General features: G+C 40.5%; 22 protein-coding genes. 5 read left to right on the top strand and 17 right to left on the bottom strand.

Going from position 1 to position 16,195, the window contains the following annotated elements; all coding sequences use genetic code 11:
- Positions 1-9: 9 nt before the first annotated feature.
- On the bottom strand, positions 10-507 hold the full coding sequence (locus FCR06_RS18060) for an LptA/OstA family protein (protein WP_138502105.1): 498 nt from the start codon (positions 505-507) through the stop codon (positions 10-12).
- Between the two features lie 518 nt (positions 508-1,025).
- Here FCR06_RS18060 and FCR06_RS18055 point away from each other — a divergent pair.
- Positions 1,026-1,259 (top strand): EF-hand domain-containing protein, encoded by a 234-nt coding sequence (locus tag FCR06_RS18055; RefSeq protein ID WP_138502103.1) that lies wholly within the window; start codon positions 1,026-1,028, stop codon positions 1,257-1,259.
- Between the two features lie 190 nt (positions 1,260-1,449).
- Here the strand turns inward: FCR06_RS18055 and FCR06_RS18050 are convergent, their stop codons facing one another.
- The 9 genes from FCR06_RS18050 to FCR06_RS18010 form a co-directional block, all read right to left on the bottom strand.
- The gene (locus FCR06_RS18050) at positions 1,450-1,851 is read right to left on the bottom strand and encodes a hypothetical protein (protein WP_138502101.1); all 402 of its coding nucleotides are present in this window, start codon (positions 1,849-1,851) and stop codon (positions 1,450-1,452) included.
- Positions 1,852-2,122: 271 nt separating this feature from the next.
- Positions 2,123-2,515, bottom strand: a complete 393-nt coding sequence (locus tag FCR06_RS18045) for a DUF309 domain-containing protein (protein WP_138502099.1) — start codon at positions 2,513-2,515, stop codon at positions 2,123-2,125.
- Positions 2,512-2,877, bottom strand: a complete 366-nt coding sequence (locus FCR06_RS18040) for a ferredoxin thioredoxin reductase catalytic beta subunit (RefSeq protein ID WP_138502097.1) — start codon at positions 2,875-2,877, stop codon at positions 2,512-2,514. The genes FCR06_RS18045 and FCR06_RS18040 overlap by 4 nt, the downstream gene beginning before the upstream one ends.
- A gap of 453 nt (positions 2,878-3,330) precedes the next feature.
- A complete protein-coding gene (locus FCR06_RS18035; protein WP_138502095.1) occupies positions 3,331-4,494 on the bottom strand; it encodes a DUF58 domain-containing protein in 1,164 nt (387 codons plus the stop codon).
- A gap of 198 nt (positions 4,495-4,692) precedes the next feature.
- A complete protein-coding gene (locus FCR06_RS18030) occupies positions 4,693-4,911 on the bottom strand; it encodes a hypothetical protein (protein ID WP_138502094.1) in 219 nt (72 codons plus the stop codon).
- 210 nt (positions 4,912-5,121) lie between these two features.
- A complete protein-coding gene (locus tag FCR06_RS32755) occupies positions 5,122-5,703 on the bottom strand; it encodes a hypothetical protein (protein ID WP_189523474.1) in 582 nt (193 codons plus the stop codon).
- 543 nt (positions 5,704-6,246) lie between these two features.
- The gene (locus FCR06_RS18020) at positions 6,247-6,948 is read right to left on the bottom strand and encodes an SDR family NAD(P)-dependent oxidoreductase (protein ID WP_138502092.1); all 702 of its coding nucleotides are present in this window, start codon (positions 6,946-6,948) and stop codon (positions 6,247-6,249) included.
- A 172-nt stretch (positions 6,949-7,120) separates the two neighbouring features.
- A complete protein-coding gene (locus tag FCR06_RS18015) occupies positions 7,121-7,387 on the bottom strand; it encodes a Precorrin-3B methylase (protein WP_138502090.1) in 267 nt (88 codons plus the stop codon).
- A 137-nt stretch (positions 7,388-7,524) separates the two neighbouring features.
- Entirely contained in the window at positions 7,525-7,848 is a 324-nt protein-coding gene (locus FCR06_RS18010) for a methyltransferase dimerization domain-containing protein (RefSeq protein ID WP_223280184.1), read from the bottom strand.
- A gap of 311 nt (positions 7,849-8,159) precedes the next feature.
- On the opposite strand from FCR06_RS18010, the gene FCR06_RS18005 reads away from it, so the two are divergent.
- Positions 8,160-8,453: an HNH endonuclease gene (locus FCR06_RS18005; protein ID WP_138502088.1), complete on the top strand. Its 294-nt coding sequence runs from the start codon at positions 8,160-8,162 to the stop codon at positions 8,451-8,453.
- A 109-nt stretch (positions 8,454-8,562) separates the two neighbouring features.
- Here the strand turns inward: FCR06_RS18005 and FCR06_RS34285 are convergent, their stop codons facing one another.
- Complete coding sequence (locus FCR06_RS34285; protein ID WP_262984682.1) at positions 8,563-8,697, bottom strand: hypothetical protein; 135 nt, start codon at positions 8,695-8,697, stop codon at positions 8,563-8,565.
- Positions 8,698-9,129: 432 nt separating this feature from the next.
- Here FCR06_RS34285 and FCR06_RS18000 point away from each other — a divergent pair, with 432 nt between their 5' ends.
- Complete coding sequence (locus FCR06_RS18000) at positions 9,130-9,732, top strand: glutathione binding-like protein (protein ID WP_138502086.1); 603 nt, start codon at positions 9,130-9,132, stop codon at positions 9,730-9,732.
- Between the two features lie 247 nt (positions 9,733-9,979).
- Here the strand turns inward: FCR06_RS18000 and FCR06_RS17995 are convergent, their stop codons facing one another.
- The gene (locus tag FCR06_RS17995; protein ID WP_138502084.1) at positions 9,980-12,580 is read right to left on the bottom strand and encodes a glycogen/starch/alpha-glucan phosphorylase; all 2,601 of its coding nucleotides are present in this window, start codon (positions 12,578-12,580) and stop codon (positions 9,980-9,982) included.
- 527 nt (positions 12,581-13,107) lie between these two features.
- Between FCR06_RS17995 and FCR06_RS17990 the strand changes: the two genes are divergently transcribed.
- The gene (locus FCR06_RS17990) at positions 13,108-14,130 is read left to right on the top strand and encodes a spore photoproduct lyase family protein (RefSeq protein WP_411268004.1); all 1,023 of its coding nucleotides are present in this window, start codon (positions 13,108-13,110) and stop codon (positions 14,128-14,130) included.
- A 425-nt stretch (positions 14,131-14,555) separates the two neighbouring features.
- On the opposite strand, the gene FCR06_RS17985 is transcribed toward FCR06_RS17990, so the two are convergent.
- The 5 genes from FCR06_RS17985 to FCR06_RS32750 form a co-directional block, all read right to left on the bottom strand.
- Positions 14,556-14,807 carry a BrnA antitoxin family protein gene (locus FCR06_RS17985; RefSeq protein WP_223280183.1) on the bottom strand — a complete coding sequence of 84 codons (252 nt, stop codon included), beginning with the start codon at positions 14,805-14,807 and terminating at the stop codon, positions 14,556-14,558.
- Positions 14,770-15,063 carry a BrnT family toxin gene (locus FCR06_RS17980; RefSeq protein WP_138502078.1) on the bottom strand — a complete coding sequence of 98 codons (294 nt, stop codon included), beginning with the start codon at positions 15,061-15,063 and terminating at the stop codon, positions 14,770-14,772. Before FCR06_RS17980 ends, FCR06_RS17985 begins: the two co-directional genes overlap by 38 nt.
- Before the next feature lie 128 nt (positions 15,064-15,191).
- Entirely contained in the window at positions 15,192-15,437 is a 246-nt protein-coding gene (locus FCR06_RS17975; RefSeq protein WP_138502076.1) for a hypothetical protein, read from the bottom strand.
- A complete protein-coding gene (locus tag FCR06_RS17970; RefSeq protein WP_138502074.1) occupies positions 15,421-15,696 on the bottom strand; it encodes a BrnT family toxin in 276 nt (91 codons plus the stop codon). Before FCR06_RS17970 ends, FCR06_RS17975 begins: the two co-directional genes overlap by 17 nt.
- A gap of 58 nt (positions 15,697-15,754) precedes the next feature.
- A complete protein-coding gene (locus tag FCR06_RS32750) occupies positions 15,755-15,895 on the bottom strand; it encodes a hypothetical protein (RefSeq protein WP_189523473.1) in 141 nt (46 codons plus the stop codon).
- 69 nt (positions 15,896-15,964) lie between these two features.
- Here FCR06_RS32750 and FCR06_RS17965 point away from each other — a divergent pair.
- Positions 15,965-16,195, top strand: a 231-nt coding sequence (locus FCR06_RS17965; protein WP_138497177.1) for a helix-turn-helix domain-containing protein, incomplete at its 3' end; no start/stop codon positions are given.

Below are 16,195 nucleotides of genomic sequence, written 5' to 3'. Positions count from 1 at the left end.
TAGTAGATGCTAATTAGAACGCTTGAATTGGGGTGTCTTTGGGGCGGGTGTGGCAGTTTGTGCATTATTATCTGATTCTTGCACCATGTAGATGGACTCTACCTGAGTATTAGGTTGGGGTAAGGCGACAAATCGCCCTTCATCAATTAAATAGGTTACCCTTTCCGCCCGAATACTGTTGCCTCCCTGTTGCAAAATATACACATTACCACTAAAATCTATCCGGCGTTCTTTACTAAAGTACTGCGCTTGGGCAGCTGTTGCCTGAAGCTGGCGAGCAGGATACGACATTTGCACATTGCCGCGAGCTGTAATTACTTGAGTTTTGGCGTTATATTCTTGCACATCAGCACGGATAGTCAGAGGGCGATTTTCTTTTGATGTTTGTGCAGTAGCGGTTTGCAGTTGGTTCGGGAAAGCAAAAGTTCCTAACAGGGCAACTGGGAGCATTAAGGCTAATCCAACACGACGCATCTGGGATATGGACAATTTATAGCAGGGCATGATTGCAATTTAGGATTGAGAATTTGAGCTTGTGTTTTAATTATCTCAAGTACTTTATCCAGAAACGAAACGTACAATCTGGAGTGATTCACGATAACTACTCGCTGAAATAGTGACGCTACCCCCGACCTCAAGGTTTCATAAAACTTTATATTAAATCCTAATACTTCGCGATTTTTTTAGTAGGTCAGGGAGCAATATGGTTCGGTTCAAGGGGAAACAGAAAAGGGTAAATTCAAACCTTTACCCCTTACCCTTTAGCATTTGCTCGTGGGGCAGGTATAGCGATCGCACTCATCGTCTAAGCGATGACTGAAAATTAGCTGTATCTATTGTTGAGTAGGAACTTTGGCTCGACGGTACCGATTAAATTTCATTGTCCCAACTGTAAACCCAGTATCATAGCCTACACTTGATCTCAGCCTGAGTGACAGCTGTTTCTACGTCTAAGGATATAAGTTTGTTTAATTTTGAGATATTAATGAGATATTAAATTGAAAAATTAATTCAGATACAAACTTATGGCAACCGAGCAAGAGCTTCAATCTCTTTTCAATAAATTGGATCTTGATCAAGACGGCAAAGTCTCCATTAATGAGCTTTTTTTTAGTCCTGGCTTAAGTGCAGTCATCTCGGCAGAAACAGGTACCAGTAGCCCCCGAGAGTTACTAGCACAGTATGATTCAGATGAAGACGGTAGTATTACCTTTGAAGAGTTAAAGCAAGCAGTTGAGAAAGCAAGTAATTTAACCTAGCAGTCAAAAAACCCAATACCAAATACCCAATACCCAAAATCCCTCTCAGCATGGGCTAGAGAGGGATTTGCAATTTCTAGGTCATTAGTGACTCGGTAGCCCTTCAGGATGACCTTGGAGGTGAAAGGCTGGCTGTAGGCGATTGTGGAGGGGAGCGATCGCATCTACAGAATTTTGAAAACTAAAAAATTTACCATCCACGAGCGCCAATACTTTGGCAATAGTAGCGAATTGCATTAGCTCCAGGACTGCTGCCCCGTGCAGAAATTTCCTCTCGTTGCTTGTTTTCGCTTAACTTGACACCATTTGAAGAATAGACTCTAGCTCCAACAATCCAAAGTTTGTCATCGCCACATGAAGTCTGAAGCAGTACTTCAGTCATCAAATTGTCACTTTGTTGATAGACCTTAATCACACTACCAAAGCCTTTTTCGCTGTCTCCCATTGTGGTAGTGTCCAGTAAAAACGGATTCCCATCGTCATCCACACCAACGTTGATAAATTTTTCACTAGCCAATGATGAACTTTGCAGCCAAAAGGCAGCCAAAATTGCAGATGCGGTACAAACAACCTTTTTGGTTTTGCTAATCATGAAAATGGTAGATAGCGGTATAAATAGTTTTTAGCTTTTGACAACTATCTACTGACATGAGAAAAACACGGCTTTCGTAATAAAGTTTCTATTAACCCTTCTAATAACATCAATTAAGTGAGCATAGGAATTCTCAGGATCAAAGTCTATTTGTAACTTGTTGATCGCATTAATAACAACTGAAATCTTTTCCAAAAAAGAAAAACAAGAAAGACAAGAAAGTAATTTTTCTCCCTATCTTCCTTGTTTTCATTCGCATACTTAAACTTGATTAATCGCTAACTAGCACAATTCTAGGCAAAGATAAAGCTTCATTTTCACCCAGATCGCCAGCGCTAATCTTATCTGCTCCTATTTGTTGCAATGTCTTCAACAATGCTACGCTTTGACTCAATAGCTCATCTACATCAATACCACCGTAACTAGATGGGTAACGCCGCAGGCGATTGCTGCCTTCTCCCAGCAGAATTACCGCACCTCGCCAGTTACGATTCTCCAAATGATAAAGTGCCACAGCAATTTGCAGAATGCCTTGATAAAAGCTTTTTTCTGGTTCGCTGGCTTCAATCCACAGAGCCTCTAAAGTGTCATGGCAGGCATAAAACTGACCAGAATTGAACTGTTCTATGCCTTGCCAAAACTCTTGGGGTATGCTTTCGCTCATCCCATGCTGTCTCGCACTTCTTTAATTGTTTGGAGAGAGATTTCTTGTTTGTCTCCAGCAAACTCGTTGTCAGTAGTGAGGAACAACATGCAATGACACTCTTTGCGTTCTCTCATGGGTACACACGGACAGTTCCAATATGTAGCGTGAACCTCAGCTTGTTTATCTTCGTAGTGGCGACACGGACATAAAGGCGCACCCAGTTCATCTTTATGTTTGGCTAATCCTTCAATCACCACTGCGGTAACTGAAGGTTCAGAACAGAAGTATGTTCCAGTACGCTTGGCGTATTGTTCAGAAAAATGCCGCATTGCCTCTAGGCTTTTATCGCTGGATTTTGTGTTAACTTCTGATGTGATCATGTGGATCGGACGCTCATAATTTAAATATTTCTTTGCATTGTACCTCAGTCGTAGTAGGGGATTACTGGGTGTATTTCCCCAACCTTAGTTACTCGTATTGTTTTACTTTTGCTCAAAGGCTGATATGTCTAGTCTACTGGGATCGCAGACAATCTAGGAAATCACAGAAGCTTGACTTCTAAACTAATCAAAATACAAGTTGCATCTTCAGACATTATTTAAAAGTCAAAAGATTGATTTATTCTCATCAACAAGCGACGCTGTGACGCGTCTAAGGGAAGATGCCAAGCGCGATCGGTTGAGCAAACTTATATCAGGCTTGTAATCATTAGAAGTCGGGGCTAGAAAGAAGAAGCCCACATCCTGAGGCTAAAAGCTTTACAGCTTTTACAGGCAAGCTTTTTTCGTATAGCCACATCCTTCTAGGGTATGGTTTTTTAGTGAAAGTATTGATTAATATAAACCTATTGTTTTTTGCAGTTGGGTTTGCAGTGGGCGATCGCTTTGCAAAATTATCCCAGGATGTTCCCAATTGATGACTTCTGGTTCTGCTGGTGACAAAATATTCTGCCACAAAACCCAGCGACTACCTTGAGGCAGAGTAGAAAGGCTTAGGGAGTTTTGAGTCAGCCAAATCAAGGGATGACTTTTGGGAACTACTGTACTGGCTTCTTCTAAGGTAGTAGTTGCTGCTAAGGTTTCTAAAACAAAGCGCTCACTTTTAATTAAACCTGTAGATGCTGTCCATAGTTGCACGTGTAATTGCTGTTTCTGTGCATAAAAATACAATGAGGCTGCGGCGATTACTGCTTGTTCAAAGTTTTCTTCTTGCCAATTGCTAGCACTATCAAGGGCAATAACTATCTCTTGTCCACCAGTCACCATTTCTAACTCCCGCACCCGTAATTCTCCGTAACGGGCGCTAGTGCGCCAGTGAATCAAACGGGTGGGATCTCCGATGCGGTATGGACGTAGCGATCGCACTAGTCCTGTTGTCGCTGTCTTTTGGGGTTGACCAGGGGAATCGCTTCTTTTGCTTTCTTCTTGCCCCATTTCATCTACTAAAGGGCAGGTAGCCAACGGTAATACTGTAGGATAGACGATCGCCCTGGCAGCACAATCACGCTGACGACGACACCAGAACAACCCCAAAGGCGCACCAGAACCGAGTTCGACTGTATGCCAGCGATAGACGCCCCGGCGTTGGGTAGGGTAGGAATACACCCAACGGTGACTGCCTTGGCTAGGAATTGTCTCGATTGCCTTTTGTACTGGTTTCCCCAAGACGAAAGGCAATATATCCTCAATTTGCAATAAACTTACAGGCTGCTGTGTCTGGTTATAGATTTCTAATTCTACCGTTAGTTCATCGCCTGCTGACACAGGCTGAATGGGGCGGCGAGTAATGGATAGATTTGTGAGCGATCGCGGTGGTAAGATGGCTGCTACAGCCAAAAGGGCAAAACTAATGCCGCTAATGGCGTACAGCCAACCAGCCATCGTATTGATACCTGCGCCAAAAAAACAAATAGCCGTTGCCACTAGCACCCAACCGCCGTATGCAGGGGCACTAGCACGAGTTTCTAAGAAATTGGTGATGGGTTTGATGATTTTCATAGTTTCTTTTTTAACCCAACACCACCCGAAATTCACAGTATTCTAGGGGTTTGCTACCTCATGACTCCAGAAGCGCTCGTAGTGATTATTAAAGCACATGGCATTAAGGGATGAGTTAATCAAAAGCTGAAGAACAAAAGGGGAATAAAGATGATGAAGAATAAAGCTTATTTTTAGAGTAGTATTTGCTGCTATTGATTACTTATTCCCACTCCCCAAATGTTTAAAAATTTGAGGCAAGTTAACAATTTCGTGCATCAGGTCTTGTGGACTAAAGCCAAAAATCCTCAAAATAAGCACAATGACAACGATTGCGATCGCAGTAGTCACAAATGTCTTTAATAAAGAGAGCAATGCCCGAAAGATTAACACAGCGACAATCACTGCCGCAATTAAAATAATTAAATTAACTGGCATAGTTTTGCTTGAGTAAATCTCAAAAATTCATCAAATTTCAGATGAGGGAACTCTAAGAAATAAATTATCCTCTATGAAGTTGATGACTGATGACTGTTGAGCGTTGACTGTGAACAGTGGGATATTTTTTATTTATCAGTCCCTTATAGCCTCAAGCTTTAACATTACTTCACTAAAGACAGCCTTCATTGGGTTGGGTTTTTTTCAGCACTACCTCCAAGGTGAAGGGATCGCCGTTATCGAAAGCACCTTTCCCGTTGTCAATCTAATAGCTGTCTGCTCACAATTAGGGCATTTGATTTTTACCTGAATCACTGAAGGACGACCAAAGTATTCTCCCATTACTGGGTTTCCAGTAAACTCGCTGAGTATTCCCTGTTGGCAGTGATAGCATTCAAAGATAATTCGCCCTACTGGTTTGTGACAGTCTAAAAATTGGATATGCTGGCACTGCTGGGATGGTAATTCTTCATCATCGCGGGGTCTAAATTGGGGCTGCTGCTTAGGCTGTTGCGGTGAATTGGATTTTCTAAGAACAGGGTATGTAGATTCGGCTTTGCCTTTCTCTAAAGATTGCGGTTTTTCAGTAGCGTTCGTGCTTGGGGTAAAAACAGGAATCGCTTGGGCTTGCTGCTCTACTTCTGACGGCTCATCAATCGGAGTTGGATCTGGCTCAAGTGTAACTGGGGGTTGCTCTCGTGATTGGTAAGCGACAAGTTCAGGCTTTAGGCTTGGGTTGGGGGATTTTGGCTGTTGTGATGATGGTTTGGATGGACGTTGGATAGATTTCATTGACACCTGTATTTGACTAAATTTAGTTTGAGTGTAGAACAATCGTATTTTAACTATCAATTTATTTATTTTGGATGCTGCTGCATGACTACAAAGAAAGATTCTTAAGGTTTTTGGCAAAAGAATCTCTGGTATCAGCTTATTAGTTAAGACATTCTAATCACCAGAACCTCCGTACCATAGAAGCCTATATGACTTATATTTGATTGCCTGAAATACACGTAAGGTAGTACCCTATCAAGATTAAAATAGTGGATGAGAAAACTTTTGGAGGAGAAGCTATTTAACTCTTCTGGTGTGGGCTTTCTGGCTTACACACAATAAAATTTATTGCAATAATTTAGCTTGATTACATTAGTAGATATATTTAAGTTTTTTCACGCAATCAAATTGGATTGTAATATACATAAACCTACTAATGCGATCGCCAGACTTGTACTTGACTTAGGTTGTTAAAGTTGCATATTCAAAAACTCGGTCGCCGTCAATTGGCAGCAGAGATTGGGAATGGGTTTAGCTTGTATGGATTATCATCCGAACCATTTAAAAAGAAATTACTTTGCGATCGCGCAAAAACTTACCGCTGATATTGCGTGGAGCATCAGTTGCTAACCAGATTGCAGTATCGGCTCCTTGCTCTGGCGATCGCGGTGCTGATGACCCACCCATATCTGTTTTAACCCACCCCGGACAAATCGAATTAATAACGATCCCTTTGGAGTGCAAAGCTTGTGCCAGCATAATCGTTGCGCCATTTAATGCCAGCTTCGATAGGCAATAACTTGGAACATCGTCAGACAAGTCTGCTAATGCTCCATATCCGCTTGAAACGTTAACTACTCTAGCATCCGAGGATTTTTCCAATAGGGGTAAAAATGCCTGCACCATCCGAATTGGCCCAAACGTGTTAGCATTCATTGCAAAATCAAGTAACTCCCGGTCAATGGTGAGGATATTTACATCTTTGTCTGGATATACGCCAGCATTATTGATTAAAATATCTAACCGATCAATTTTATGGTGCAGGGTTTTTACTGCTTGATTGATAGAGCGATCATCAGTGACATCCAATTCAATGGCAATTACCTTTCCTTGAAGTTTCTCAGCCGCAAGTTTTGCGTTCTCAAGCGATCGCGAAGTGATAATCACTTCATAGTCTTTTGCCAGTAGACCTTGGGCAATAGCAAACCCAATTCCTCGGTTCCCACCTGTGACTAATGCCCGTTTGTCTTGTATAGATTTCATCTGAGTATTTAACCTTTAATTATTTTTTGACTATTTTGCTACTTAGATTATGAATCTACAAATACTACATATATCTTTTATGGCTCTGTGAAAACTTTCAATTCCCCAATGGATAATTGAAACCGTATTCAGATCTAAAATTTGATAACTTACAACGCCGGGTTAGTAAAAGTTATTTTGATTTCCGTGCTGACTTGGGCGGTGTTCGGTGTGGGCCAAAATACTTTTCACTACGATAACGCAACCATACCCGTAACACCTGCGGAACCTGCTGTTTTTGTTCCTTACTTAAAGTGTTGTAAAGAGCTAAGGCTCGGTTGCGTTCACCCCGACAGGCAGCGTTGTTGTGAGCATCCCAATAGCTACGGGCTACCCGAATTCGCCGACAGACTTCTTTTATGAGCGCTTCTGGTGTGAGTGGAGTGTCCTGCTTTGTCATAGTCAGATGCTATAGGTTTCTAATGCGATCGTAGCAAGTCTGACTTATTCTCACAATTGCAACTAAATGGTTTATAATAGGCATTTTTAACATCATTCTCGTCATCAATCCATTGGTATGCAATTATTACTTGCTGTTCAGTAGGCGGCAGTCAGATCCTTAAAGCCATTAGTTATCATTGGGGATAGTAGAAACTCAACTGTATCTCCCATGTAAAATTTGCTTTGCCGATCCAAAAACATCGCTGAATCAGGCGTCAGCCTATAGCCTTCTGCTTCCGTTGTGATAAAGCCCATAATCACCAAGTAATCGCACAACATTCGCATATCTCGCTCAGAGGTTTGACACTTTTGTGCAAGGGATTGACTGGACTCAATTCCTTGACTAATGGCAGTAAAAACATTCAATTCAACTGCGGCTTTAATTGCCGCGGTATGTTGGTAAGCGTTAACTGTATTCAAAAACAGCGCAGGTGAGGGTGTTGATATATAAAGCTTTTTTAATGACAAAATATAATTAGCGATCGCTTCTCAAACAAGTGGGTATCGTTCTCAGGCGATCGCCATGATGACACTTTTGACGTTTCTAATACCACAATTATAGATTGCACGTTTCTTGCAGCGGCAATATTGTATCAAGGTCAGCAAGAAAACCAGATCGGCACTCAAGTTTTCAAATTGCTAGAGTGAAAATTAAATAGAATCAAACTATTTTGTAGAAGTTAATTGAAAGAGCCGTCAAAAGCTAAGTCAAATACTAGTTGGTTTTACAAATGCAGAATCCAAAAACAGCAATTTCCTGCGAACTATGTGAAAGAGAAATAGCCTCTTTAACTGTCCACCATTTAGTTCCACGACAAAATACTAAACGCAAAAAGCAAGACCCAGGTCTGACTATAAATATCTGTTCTGCCTGCCATCGACAAATTCATGCTTTATTTGATAACAAGTTATTGGCAAAGGAACTTAATACTCTAGATAAACTCCGCAATCAGCCACAAATGCAGAAATTCTTGACTTGGGTAAGAAAGCAAGACCCCAACAAGCGAATAGCGGTTGATCGCTAAGAGGTGTTATCAATGCAATACGGCAGTATCTTTAAGGTAGATTTTTAAGCAGATACGAGTGCAGTTGACATTGCTGTTTAGTCTGATTTCGGCTTAGACAAGTGTGGCATCATGCAGAGGCTTTGCGTGCCAACTCTTCAATGTACTGCCGTAGTGTGCGTGGTTCCTGTCCGAGAATGGCTCGCAGCACAAGCGCATTGCCACCAGCCCCGGTGACGAGAATTGTTCGATTTGAATTTTCCATTTTTATCTACCTGGTAGGTTAGTTATCTTACCCTAATCTGAGAAAAAATGAATTATATAATCGGGCGAGATGCTTTACCTTGATAAAACCGTTCAGATTTATACAGAGCTTTTATCTTTTACAACTTTTTGCAACACAACCAAACAAGCTGCACCCTACCAATTGGAACAGTGAGCAAATGCTGTCGATGTGTATTACCAGTAATACCATTTCACGAAATAATTTGATACAAATGATTGGTCTTTAATTCTTTCCCCCTGCCCCCTGCTCCCTGCTCCCCTGCTGCCTATTTGCATCAATTTTAAAGTCAAACGGTATAACTTATTAACCCTCTTGTATTATTACTGTGATCTCTCTATCGGCCAATAGCCTGATTTCTCAATCAAAGCTACACTACCATCGGAAATTACTAAGATTTTGAGGTAGCAGCAGATGATTGATCTTTACACCTTCACCACGCCCAATGGACGCAAAGCTTCCGTGATGCTCGAAGAAGTAGAATTGCCCTACAATGTCCACAAAATTGACATTACTACTCAACAGCAATTTACACCTGAATTTATTGCCATCAATCCCAATAGTAAAATTCCCGCCATTGTTGACCAAGAGACTGGGATTAAAGTTTTTGAATCGGGTGCAATTCTAATTTACTTAGCTGAAAAAACAGGCAAACTCTTACCAACTGAGCAAAAAAGCCGTTTTCAAGTTCTAGAGTGGCTGATGTTCCAAATGGCAGGAGTCGGGCCAATGTTTGGACAACTTAACCACTTTAAACGCTTTGCACCCGAAAAAATTCCCTATGCTATCGAGCGTTATGAAAAGGAAACTTTACGCATTTATGGTGTCTTAAATAAACAACTGCAAGACAATGAATTTATCTGTGGTAACTATTCAATTGCAGATGTTGCAACTTATCCGTGGGTAGCAATTTATGAATTTCAAGATTTAACACTCGACAATTACCCAAATCTCAAACGCTGGGTAGAGACAGTACAGCAACGCCCGGCTGTGCAACGCGGAATGCAAGTCCCTTAAATACAAAACCAGGGATAAGTCAACATAATTCGTAATTGATAATTTTTATCCGGCGACTGGATTCAGAGGACTAATTGAGGAATTTTTAAACATTCTTGCTTTAGCTCCTCTGAGTATCCTTTTGGCGGATTGTACAGGTCAAAAAATTGGCGTTAGCGTTGGCGCAGCCTCTCATAGAGAGCGTCATTTTTAATTTTGAATTGGTATTATATGCTTTCTTAAATATGGAATAGCTTACTAATTACTTCTAAATTGATAATGATGTTTCTTTTACTTTCACGCCTGCCTTTCGTTCTTGACTATCATTTAAATTAATAGTTACTGGCTGAAGATGCCAGATATCTTGAGCATATTCACGAATGGTACGGTCTGAGGAAAAATAACCCGTGCGAGCAGCATTAAATATTGACATTCTGATCCAATTTTCTTGTTGTTGATAAGCTTGACTAACTTTTTGTTGACACTCGATATAAGATTGATAATCTGCAAATAACATATACTCATCCTGATTTTTCAGCGTATCTATTAATGGCTGAAATAAGTCTGTATTTCCATCAGAAAAATAGCCATTAGCAATTTGGTCAATTGCTTGTTTAAGTTCAGGATGGTTGTTGTAATAATTCCACGGGTTGTATTTTTGTGCTTTCAGTTGAGCAACTTCAGGAGCAGTTAATCCAAACTGAAAAAAGTTTTCTGCACCGACGCGATCGCGAATTTCAATATTGGCTCCGTCTTGTGTACCAATTGTCAGCGCTCCGTTAATCGCAAACTTCATGTTACTAGTACCAGAAGCTTCCTTTCCAGCAGTAGAAATTTGCTCAGAAAGGTCAGCAGCAGGATAAATTCGCTGTGCTAATGAAACATTGTAGTTGGGTAAAAAGATTACTTTCAGCTTATCACCTACATTAGCGTCATTATTAATAACATCAGCAACAGAATTAATTAGCTTAATTATTAACTTCGCCATTGCGTAACCTGGTGCTGACTTTCCACCAAAAATTACAGTCCGTGGTACTATATCAAGGTTGGGATTTTTCTTGATGTGATTATAGAGAGTAATAATGTACAGTATATTTAAATGCTGACGTTTATACTCATGGAAGCGTTTTACCTGAATATCAAACAAAGAATTAATATTTATCTCAATACCAGTTGTTTGCAAAATATATTCTGCCAAATCTTGCTTGTTTTCATATTTAGTCTGCCACCAAGATTGGCGAAAATCTGCATTGTCTATGAAAGCTTCTAATTGCTTGAGTTCATCTAAATTCTTAATCCAGTCTTTGCCAATCTTGTTAGTAATTAACAGTGCTAGTTTCGGATTAGCAAGTAGTATCCAACGTCTGGGAGTAATACCATTAGTTTTATTGCTAAACTTTTCGGGAAACAATTGATAAAAATCTGGAAACAAGTTGTTTTTTAGCAACTCAGTATGTAGTTCAGCAACACCATTAATAGCATGACTACCTACACAAGCAAGATGTGCCATCCGGACTTTCTTCTCTGAACCTTCCTCAATCAGTGAAAGTCTAGCTATTTTCTCATTATCTCCAGCATACTTGAGACGAACCTGTGTTAAGAACCTGCTGTTAATTTCAAAAATAATTTCTAAATGTCTAGGCAACAAATGACCAAACAAATCAATATTCCAACGTTCCAACGCTTCTGATAGCAGAGTGTGATTAGTAAATCCAAAACTATTGTGGGTAATATCCCACGCTTTGTCCCAATCTAATTGATGAACATCCACTAACAACCGCATCATTTCTGCAATGCCAATAGATGGGTGAGTGTCATTGATTTGGATCGCAACTTTTCCAGAGAATTGGTCAAAATTCTCATGTGTCTGTAGATAATTGCGAATCATATCTTGCAGCGAGCAAGAAACAAAAAAGTATTGCTGTTCTAAACGTAGTTCTTTACCTTGATAGTTTTGGTCATTTGGATAAAGCACTTTGGTAATATTTTCGGAAAAAACTTTTTCTGCTACAGCGTCGGTAAAATCGCCACTGTTAAAAATCTGCAAGTTGAAATCTTCGCTGGCTTTGGCACTCCACAAACGGAGTGTATTCACTGTATTGCTGCTATAACCGGAAATTGGCGTATCGTAGGGTGTGCCTAACACGGTTCGCTCTGGTATCCAGCGTACTTGATAGCGTCCATGTTCGTCAGTGTAAGCCTCAGTGTGTCCGCCGAACTTAACTTCTACAATATAATCGAGACGGGGAATTTCCCAAGGATTTCCAAATCGCAGCCAGCGGTCTGGGCGTTCTACCTGCCAGCCGTCTTGAATTACTTGCTGAAAAATTCCGAATTCGTAGCGAATACCGTAACTAATCGCAGGCATTTCTAGGCTAGAAAGAGAATCTAAAAAGCAAGCTGCTAGTCGTCCTAAACCACCATTGCCTAATGCTGGTTCGTCTTCTTGTTCCAACACATCATCAAGATTAAACCCTAGTTCTTGCAGAATATTACGAGCTTCTTGATAAAGTCCAACATTCATCAAATTTTTCCCCAACTGCGGCCCAATTAGGTACTCCGCAGATAAGTAACAGAGGATTTTGACATCTTTGTGGAAATACGTTTGTTCTACAGTTTTCAGCCAACGGTGGAGTAAGCGATCGCGTACAGTATACGCCAAAGCCATGTAATAATCATGCGCATTCGCCCAGTTTTGATCCTTCGCCTGAATGTAGTAGAGATTATCTAAAAGAGCGCGTTTGAGTGTGACTGCATCCATGCCCGTGCGGTCATCTTGCACCTGGATTTCAACTTGTTCTGTCCGCCGATGGCATTTTTTGAAACGCGGAGTACAATTGCCATTGTGCTTTGAGTGGTTATAATTCATCGGTTTACATCTTTTGTGAAAGTAGGTAACAATTACTGATTGCTAAATTTTTTTTTGACAGTCGGTTACAAATTACTAATTAATGTACTTGAAATACTTGGTAGATTTCTATAGAAATTAAAAATAAAATCAAGGATAATAAACTATTTTTGTTTTTAGGTTAAGTAGTGGTTAAAAAAAGAAAACTATGTCTTGAGGACTAAGATAAACCATACTAATTTTTTAGCTTCTATCTTAAGTATTAAACAGTTGTTGTTTAAACAGATAATTTTAATATGGGAACAAATAGAGGGTGAGGGAAACTACTCTTTTTTGAGTAACATCCGCTCATTGATAGCTAGAAATTCTTAATTGTGATTTTAAAATAGAGTTATGACAATCCTAATATATCAAAAAATAATTGTATAAATTAGTAGAGAACTAATTGCAGATATCAGCCATAAAGATAACGCACAGCAATTTTGCTCAATAATATGAAAGACCTAATTTCAAAAACAGACTTACTAACACAACCAACAAGGTTGTGGATGCCTCAAGAGGTCATGTTTACTCCTGCTGCTTTGGATGAGCCTTGGGGACAAAAGATTTTTGAGCGCGTGCAGTCACTTAACTTACCAATAAAAGAGTTACCGCGTAACCGTCTGACTGGCTTGCGTGGTGAAAATGAACGCGAGACTTACAATCTTGCTAAGCGTACTCTCGCGGTTGTCACTGCACCACCTAGCCAGTTTAAGCTTAGTCCGATCCCACCTTCGGCTGACTGGCAATTTCACATTGCTGAGGGTTGTCCGGGACACTGCCAATACTGTTATTTGGCTGGTAGTTTATCAGGCCCGCCAGTTATTCGTACTTTTGCTAACTTACCGCAAATTTTAGAAAACTTAACTGTCTACGAACGAGCAGAACAAATAACAACTTATGAGGTTAGTTGCTACACTGACCCGATAAGTATTGAGCATTTAACAGGTAGCCTTGCTGAATGCATCCGTTATTTTGGTACTCGGAAAAATGCAAATTTACGCTGGGTATCAAAGTTTGATGCGGTAGATAGCTTACTCGATTTACCTCACAATGGTCACACTCAATGCCGGATGAGCGTCAATGCTGCACCTATTTCCGGAAGGTTTGAAGGCGGTACAGCATCTGTAGCAGCGCGGCTGAAGGCGTTGCGTAAGTTAGCTTTACCATCAGACAAGGGTGGTGGCGGCTATCCTATAGGATTAGTCTTTGCACCGATTATGCCTATAGATGATTGGCAGCTACACTACAGTCGCTTGTTTGACTCAATTAGCGAAGCACTTGATTTCAATTGTGACTTGACTTTTGAGCTAATTTCACATCGTTTTACACCTGGCTCAAAAGAAGTTTTACAGACTTGGTATCCGCAATCAAAATTAGACATGGATGAGGAAAAACGCCGTATCAAGCGCAATAAGTTTGGCGGCATTAAGTATGTTTATGATGCTGATATAACCAAGACAATGAAACGCTTTTTTGAAGCTGAAATTCTAAATCGCTTCCCAAATGCGAATATTTTATATTGGACTTAACTGTTAGTGTGTTGAAAATCTAGAATTATAGAGGTTATCTAGTTCGTTGCGATACAGTCGTCACCCCGTCACACATTTGCTTACGCAAACGCTCCCCTGTTTACTTGTGGCTACGGTGTACATACAACTCTGTTGATTTGCACTGTTAATGCATCGACCTGCACTGTTAATGTATCGGCTTATAAAAATTCACTCACGTTACGTTACGCAGCAACTTTATAAAACTTGTGTGTACACAGTAGCCGCTTGTGGGGAGGGGTTGAAGCGTATTTCATCTAAATAAAAACTGCTATACACGAAAGCGATCGCTCATCATCGTAGCTTGATATTGATATAATTCACAAAGAAAAATCTGATACGGTCAATATCACTGCGAGGCACTTGTTTATTCAGATAACATTCTGCTAATGAGATTAGTTTTAAGACTACACCTTGTGAGCCTCTGCATAAATCCGTAGTGCCGCAGCCATTTTCTTTTCATAATCCTCACCTTGAGATTGGAACCAGGCCAGTGTGTCGGGATCTACTTGGACAAGAACATTCATTGGTGTTACAGGTTTCCACCACCGTGACTTATCGAAAAACTCCTCGGTTAACGGAGGAATATCAGATGTATCGATTTCATCCTCTGTGAGGGAGTCAACTTTGTCCCAGTTCGTCTTTGAGGAATTGTTCATAGCGTTTTCGTTCATAAGGCAGAGCTTTGCGAAGTGAAATAATTCGGATTGTTTGCTCGTCTGGTTCTGTAAAAACTACAACTACAACACGCCCATCAAGTATTCCCAGTCCAATCCATCGATCCTCGCCATAGTTTTGACGTTCATCTAGAGAAATACGGAGTGGTAGATTGAACATTCTAGGCGCGTCTGCAAAATCAAGTCCATGCTTTTCAATATTTGCTTGATTCTTTTGCTCATCCCACTCGAATTTCATACCTTGATTTTACTGGATTTTCACCATGCGCCTCAAGAACTGCGGTGCTTGCGATCAGTGACTTACAACTGTAATTCTATGGTGATAATTGGCGATCGCTTCTTGACTTTAACTCCAGCCGACAACTTTTATTCTGTTTGTTGCACAGTAGTGTTGGGCTGCTGGCGTTGGGCAATATGCATTAATAATCTTAATGCTTCATTCACCGCCTCACCATTAGGAAAAGCTTGGGCAACATCGGGGTCTAAAAGTACTAGATTGGTTTTTGTACCATATCGCTCAACATATTTACCTCTAACCCCCCCTTGCATTTGAGCGAAGTCGTACTCAGGACGTAATTCATCTTCCATTTCGTTTTCAACTTCCTTGTTCATAAAACCTCTTCTCTTGGCGGGTAGCTTTTCGGGCGCTGATAATTCTAATATTTTCCTGTCTATCAGTATGTGCAACAACTAAGAGTTGTCCAAAACTAGATAAGCCAATAATAACGTAGCGACTTTCTGCAATGGAGTGGTCAGGATCGGGAAAAGTTATAGATAGGGGGTCATTAAATACAATTGCGGCTTCCTGAAAAGAAACACCATGTTTCTCAAAGTTTAGTGTCGCTTTATCTGGATTCCACTCAAATTTCATGTAAAAATCTCCCCGCCTTTTCTTCGCAGAGTTTAACAGGTTGGGGAGATAAAAAAACCTAACGCCTTAATTCTGCTAATTGAATTAACTCGTCTACTACTAACCGAACGCCTAATCGAATTTTCTCTAAGTCAGCACGGACAGCGTTATATCGTCTGTTATGTGCTGCACGATCGCCTATTACTTTTAAGTCACGCAAAACATTAGACCTCTTGCAAAAATATTTTATGGTATGATATTGGGTTTTGTCGCTTGAATCAATCTACTTATGCGATACGAGCAAACAAAAAAGTTATCGAATCGGCAGTTCAAACGTTTGGTTGGGGTGCAACAACGCACGTTTGATGAAATGATTAAGGTGTTAAAAGATGCAGCTAATTTGAAGCAAACACGAGGTTATCCAAACAAGTTAAGCTTGGAAGACCAAGCTTTAGTTTGCTTACAATATTGGCGGGAATACCGAACTTACTTCCACATTGCTAGTGAGTGGGAAATATCA

It is taken from the genome of Nostoc sp. PA-18-2419 (assembly GCF_005869855.1).
In the GTDB taxonomy this organism is placed as follows: Bacteria; Cyanobacteriota; Cyanobacteriia; order Cyanobacteriales; family Nostocaceae; genus Nostoc.
Note: the sequence above shows the minus strand (reverse complement) of the source record. Positions and strands in the feature narration are given on the sequence as shown.